The sequence below is a fragment of the candidate division KSB1 bacterium genome, from assembly GCA_022562085.1.
Lineage (GTDB): Bacteria > Zhuqueibacterota > Zhuqueibacteria > Oceanimicrobiales > Oceanimicrobiaceae > Oceanimicrobium.
Genome location: JADFPY010000337.1, coordinates 1 through 4,950, shown reverse-complemented (window position 1 = coordinate 4,950; position 4,950 = coordinate 1). Strand labels below are relative to the sequence as shown.

General features: G+C 42.0%; 7 protein-coding genes. 4 read left to right on the top strand and 3 right to left on the bottom strand.

Annotated elements, in window-relative coordinates:
- Positions 1 to 213 (top strand): hypothetical protein (locus tag IH879_19630; GenBank protein ID MCH7677139.1); only part of this gene is annotated, 213 nt, incomplete at its 5' end.
- 98 nt (positions 214 to 311) lie between these two features.
- Here the strand turns inward: IH879_19630 and IH879_19625 are convergent.
- The gene (locus IH879_19625) at positions 312 to 827 is read right to left on the bottom strand and encodes a hypothetical protein (GenBank protein MCH7677138.1); all 516 of its coding nucleotides are present in this window, start codon (positions 825 to 827) and stop codon (positions 312 to 314) included.
- Positions 818 to 1,390: a sigma-70 family RNA polymerase sigma factor gene (locus tag IH879_19620; protein ID MCH7677137.1), complete on the bottom strand. Its 573-nt coding sequence runs from the start codon at positions 1,388 to 1,390 to the stop codon at positions 818 to 820. The genes IH879_19625 and IH879_19620 overlap by 10 nt, the downstream gene beginning before the upstream one ends.
- Positions 1,391 to 1,550: 160 nt before the next feature.
- On the opposite strand from IH879_19620, the gene IH879_19615 reads away from it, so the two are divergent.
- Both IH879_19615 and IH879_19610 read left to right on the top strand, forming a co-directional pair.
- Positions 1,551 to 1,904, top strand: a complete 354-nt coding sequence (locus tag IH879_19615) for a hypothetical protein (protein ID MCH7677136.1) — start codon at positions 1,551 to 1,553, stop codon at positions 1,902 to 1,904.
- A gap of 126 nt (positions 1,905 to 2,030) precedes the next feature.
- On the top strand, positions 2,031 to 3,767 hold the full coding sequence (locus IH879_19610) for a hypothetical protein (protein ID MCH7677135.1): 1,737 nt from the start codon (positions 2,031 to 2,033) through the stop codon (positions 3,765 to 3,767).
- A 14-nt stretch (positions 3,768 to 3,781) separates the two neighbouring features.
- Here the strand turns inward: IH879_19610 and IH879_19605 are convergent, their stop codons facing one another.
- Entirely contained in the window at positions 3,782 to 3,919 is a 138-nt protein-coding gene (locus IH879_19605) for a hypothetical protein (GenBank protein MCH7677134.1), read from the bottom strand.
- On the opposite strand from IH879_19605, the gene IH879_19600 reads away from it, so the two are divergent.
- On the top strand, positions 3,908 to 4,950 hold a 1,043-nt coding region (locus tag IH879_19600; GenBank protein ID MCH7677133.1), incomplete at its 3' end, for a beta-lactamase family protein. The two genes, IH879_19605 and IH879_19600, sit on opposite strands and share 12 nt — an antisense overlap.

Here is a 4,950-nt window from a genome sequence, read left to right as displayed (position 1 = left end):
GCTGACTCCGCAAGAGACCTAAATATTCCGGACAATCCTGGTAGGGGCGTTCAATTGAACGCCCCTACCACAATGACCTTTGGCGTACTGAACATGGCGCAAGCCCTTGGCGACCGCCAGACGCTTTTGGATGCCGGCCGGAAACTCATTCGATTTCATTTTCGGAAAGAGGTTGTTGAAGGAATCAAGCAAATCGAGCAGGCGATTTCGTGACGTGGATTACTGGTTTGCGTTTTCCCATTTCTTCTTTTTGGTAGGGAACGGTCGCGACCGTGCCCTACAAGATGGCATGATAAAAGCCCAATTGCCCCCTACCTGAAAAAAGACAAAGCTCTTTGTTTTGGCTGAAACACAAAATGGTCGAGGAAAACCATGAAGACCAAAGCGAATGCAGCCAGGCCAAGCAAACCAAAGTTCAAGTTGATTCCTGCAAAGTAGTTACTTATAACTGCAAGCACCCCGGAAAAGATTTTTCCAAACTCACCGAGACTAGTGAATAGCTTTCCAACCCAATTTATGCCAATCAGGTAAACCGCCGCTGCGAGTCCAAAACCCAATCCGACTACTGCTAAAAAAATCTGCCAAATTTGAAAACCAGGCGTTGCGGAGGCTTGGGCCGTAATTTTTGAAACGACCCCATCAGCAAAACGTGCGGACAAGCCGATTTTTTCCTCTACCTCAAGAGCAGAATACAATGAACTATATTCGTCTATTTGTGCTTCGCAATCGCCACAGCTTTTGAGGTGGTCTGCTATCCAGGAATTTTTCGAAACATTTCCATCCAAATATTCCTGAATTTGCTCATCGGTTAAATGCTTCAGTGCCATAATTCCTCCTGCTGGTATTTGGCAATTAGTTTTTCTTTCAAAAGCTTCCTTGCTCGAAAGAGATAGCTTTTCACTGTACCATCCGGCAGCCCGGTGATTTTAGCAATTTCAGCGTAGCTCATTTCTTCGAGGTGGTACAAAGTGAGAATAGTTTTAAACTGAACCGGCAGCTTCGTGATTTCATTTTGAAGACGGAAGGTTAAATCCTGCTCTTGGACAAATCCATCCGGTGATGTTTGCTCGCTCCAATATTTTTCCAAGGCGCCGTTTTCCCCGGAAACATCGTCAAAAAGCGGGACTTTCTTTTTCTTTAAGTAGTTAATGCCCGTGTTGAATGCGATTTTTGCAATCCAGGTGGATAACTTAGAGTCGAATTGAAACTTTGACAGGTTTTGATAAACCTTAATGAAAACATCCTGACAAACATCTTCTCTGTCCTGTTCATTGGTGACCATTTTAAAAATAACATGACAAACCAGCCGCTGGTAATCGTGGATTAAAGATTTAAAGGCGTGGGTATCGCCCGAAATAATTTTTTTAATTAATTCTCTGCTGTTTGTCATCTTTTGTTCCTTAATAGGAATAAGACAAACTTACTTGAAAATTGTTGCATACTATTTTTTATAAATTCGTGCAACATTTATTTTGCTGAACTGTCAGATGGATTAGTTTTTAAAAAAATGAATAAAAAAATTTTAAAAAACAAACAAAAAGGAGAAAACAATGTCAGGAGAACTTACAGCCATTATAATTGTTGGAACAGTTTTCATCGCGCTTGTTCAAATAGTTAGAACTATTGCCGAGAACCGCATTCGCCACAAATTGATTGACAAAGGCATGATCGACGAGAATGTCAAATACCTCTACACCTCAAAGCTGGCTTATAATGTGCCGTCTTCATTAAAATGGGGCATGGTTTTGATAGCGGTTGGCGCTGCCATCTGGATTGCTCAGCTTGTTCCCTATTCGTTTCAAGAAGAGGCCATTGTCAGCGGCATGCTCATCATGGGCGGTCTGGCGCTCATTGTTTATTATTTTATAGCAAGTAAACTTTTCAACTCATCTGATAATGGATAGAGATTGTCAAGAAAAGTCATTTTGTGAGCCAAAGAAACTTTTTTAGGAAATTGAGCGTAAGTAATGAATCTAACTTGCAGTAAGTACTCTCAATTAAACGAAGATCAGATTCGTTGGAGATAGAATATGAGGCAAATAGTTATCTTTCCGGCACTGGCTTACTTAATGACTTTTCTGCCGTGTTATGCTCAAAATGTTTTGACTGAAATCCGGGATATTCTGCCTAAAGAAATCAAGGTGGAAGGCTTTCGTCTGGATCGCAAGCAGGATGTTGAAATTGAAGCCGTCGGGTTCCGGCCCAGGAAACGTGGAACTGTTCTTAGTCAGGCATGGATTCTCAATGCTGAGACCCGGGATCTGGTTTGGGAATTGGAAGACGCGAATGTCAGTGACAAAGGACGAAGGCTTGCTGAATTCGACGACAAAGTTTCACTTCCGAAAGGCAATTATGAAGTCTATTACTCAACCTTTCCTCATGGCCGATACGGACGTAAAGATGGTTTGGGAGATTTCATCGGCCGTATATTCGATGAAATATTCAGTAAAGACGAGTTTGAGGACTATGAGGATCATCGGCGAGATTGGAAAGAATTCAAAATCGTCGTTCGGGGCTATGGAAGGCGGTTTAAAGAAAACGAAATGGGTGAATTTCGAAATATATTCAACAAGAATGCTTTTGTTTCAATGATTGGGTTGCGGGATGACGAATATTTGCAGAAGGGTTTTAAAATAGAAAAGCCGGTTGATATTCAAATCTACTCTTTGGGGGAAGCCCGCAGAGACGGTACTTTTGATTATGGTTGGATAATGAACACCGAAACTCACGACAAAGTTTGGAAATTTAACTATCGAGATTCCGAATATGCCGGCGGCGGTAAGAAAAACAGGTATGTCGATGAAATCATCACTTTACAGCCAGGCCGGTATGTAGCTTTCTTTGTCACGGACGATTCTCACTCCTATCTTCACTGGAACGATGCCCCGCCTTACGATCCCGCATTTTGGGGATTGACAATTAAGCCTGAAAACCCCGAGGATAGTAAATATGTCAAAGATTATGATTTCGAACGGGTTTCCGAGAAAAACGTGATTGTCAAATTTGACCGACTGAGAGACAATGAATTCAGGAGCGAGGGCTTTACTTGCAAGAAAGACTTGAAAGTGCATATTTATGCTATAGGAGAGGGCCAGCGCAACGAGATGTTCGACTATGGCTGGATTGTAGATGCGAATTCGCACAAGAAAACCTGGGAAATGGATTTCCGTAATACAGAGCATGCCGGCGGTGGCGACAAAAACCGTCTCTTTGATGGGGTTATAAAACTTGATAAAGGCAGTTACATTGTTTACTTCGTCACAGACGGTTCACATTCCTATTGGGATTGGAATACAGCCGCTCCGCATGATCAGGAAAATTGGGGCATCACGCTTTCCGCAGCAGATGCGGATTTTAAGCCGGGCGATATAAGTGAGTATAATGAAAAGAGAGATAGTAACATATTAGCTAAAATTGTTCAGGTTCGTGATTATGAACAGGAGCGGGAAAGGTTCACGCTTCAAAAAGATAGTGAAATTCGAATCTATGCCATTGGCGAGGGTGACCACGGTGCGATGTACGATTATGGCTGGATCGAAGATGCGAACACCCGACGGGTCGTTTGGGAAATGACTTATCGGCGAACCGAGCACGCCGGCGGTGGTAAGAAGAACCGCCTTTTTGATGACACGCTTCTTCTCAGAAAAGGAGATTACATCGTTTATTATGAAACCGACGACTCCCATTCGTTTAGTAACTGGAATACAGGCCAACCGTATGATCCGATGAATTGGGGGATAACCATATATCTGGTTGATGAAAAATAGGAATCGACCAACCTTTAAAGTCCTAAAGCCAGTAAGCGAATATCCCGTTTATTGGCTTTTTTAATTTCTCGAACGGCGTTCCCGCCTTCATTTTTTTTTGCAAATAACTCATTAATTTCAAAAATAGGAGGAATTAAATCATGAAATTCCATTTCAAAATTATTGCAATTATTTTATGTTTATCTTTCTTTACTCTGCCGATTTATGCAAACGACAAGGCAAAAAAAATTGATGGGCTTTTAAACAAGTACCATGAATACGGACACCTGAACGGATCGGTGTTGGTGGCGGAACATGGAAAAGTGATTTACAAAAAAGGGTTCGGGTTTGCTAATTTTGAATGGGAAATTCCAAATCAACCGGACACCAAATTTCGATTGGCTTCTGTTACCAAGCAATTCACTGCAATGCTGACCTTGCTGTTAGTAGAGGAAGGCAAACTAGAACTTGAGGAGAGACTTTCCGATTATTTGCCTTACTACCGCAAAGATGTCGGCGAACAAGTGACGATTCACCAACTGCTGAACCACACTTCCGGCATTCCAAGCTACACAGGTTTACCGGGATTTATGCAAAACGAAACCAGAAATTTTTATCCTGTTGAAGAATTTGTAAAAAAGTTTTGCAGCGGTGATTTGGAATTTGAGCCCGGGGAAAAATTTGCCTACAACAATTCCGGTTACTTTCTACTTGGGGCTGTGATCGAAAGTGTCACGGGCAAGACTTACGAAGATTTACTTAGCGAGAAAATATTTGAACCTTTAAACATGGTAAACTCCGGCTATGACCGCCATCAACCGGTAATTAAAAATCGCGCAGCAGGCTATAATAAAACTCTGGTTGCCTTTCAGAACGCCCCTTTTCTGGAAATGATGACGCCTTATGCTGCCGGCTCCCTTTACTCAACTGTCGAAGATTTGTATTTATGGGACCAGGCGCTCTATACCGACAAATTGATTTCTAAAGAAACCAAAGAGAAAATGTTTACACCCAACTTGGGTAAGTATGGCTATGGGTGGGTTATAGATAGCTTTCCTATGGAAGGAAAAGAAAAAGGAGCGACTCTCATTTCTCACAATGGCGGCATTCACGGATTTAACACGAGAATTGCCCGATTCGTAGATGATCAGCATTTGATTGTTATCTTGAGGAATTCCCCGGGCGTCAGTATTAATCAAATAAC

What these genes read in the sequence shown, in the direction of transcription:
- IH879_19615 (MCH7677136.1), top strand. Translation starts at nt 1,551, where the DNA reads ATGTCAGGAGAACTTACAGCCATTATAATTGTTGGAACAGTTTTCATC.
- IH879_19610 (MCH7677135.1), top strand. Translation starts at nt 2,031, where the DNA reads ATGAGGCAAATAGTTATCTTTCCGGCACTGGCTTACTTAATGACTTTT.
- IH879_19625 (MCH7677138.1), bottom strand. Translation starts at nt 827, where the DNA reads ATGGCACTGAAGCATTTAACCGATGAGCAAATTCAGGAATATTTGGAT.
- IH879_19620 (MCH7677137.1), bottom strand. Translation starts at nt 1,390, where the DNA reads ATGACAAACAGCAGAGAATTAATTAAAAAAATTATTTCGGGCGATACC.
- IH879_19605 (MCH7677134.1), bottom strand. Translation starts at nt 3,919, where the DNA reads ATGGAATTTCATGATTTAATTCCTCCTATTTTTGAAATTAATGAGTTA.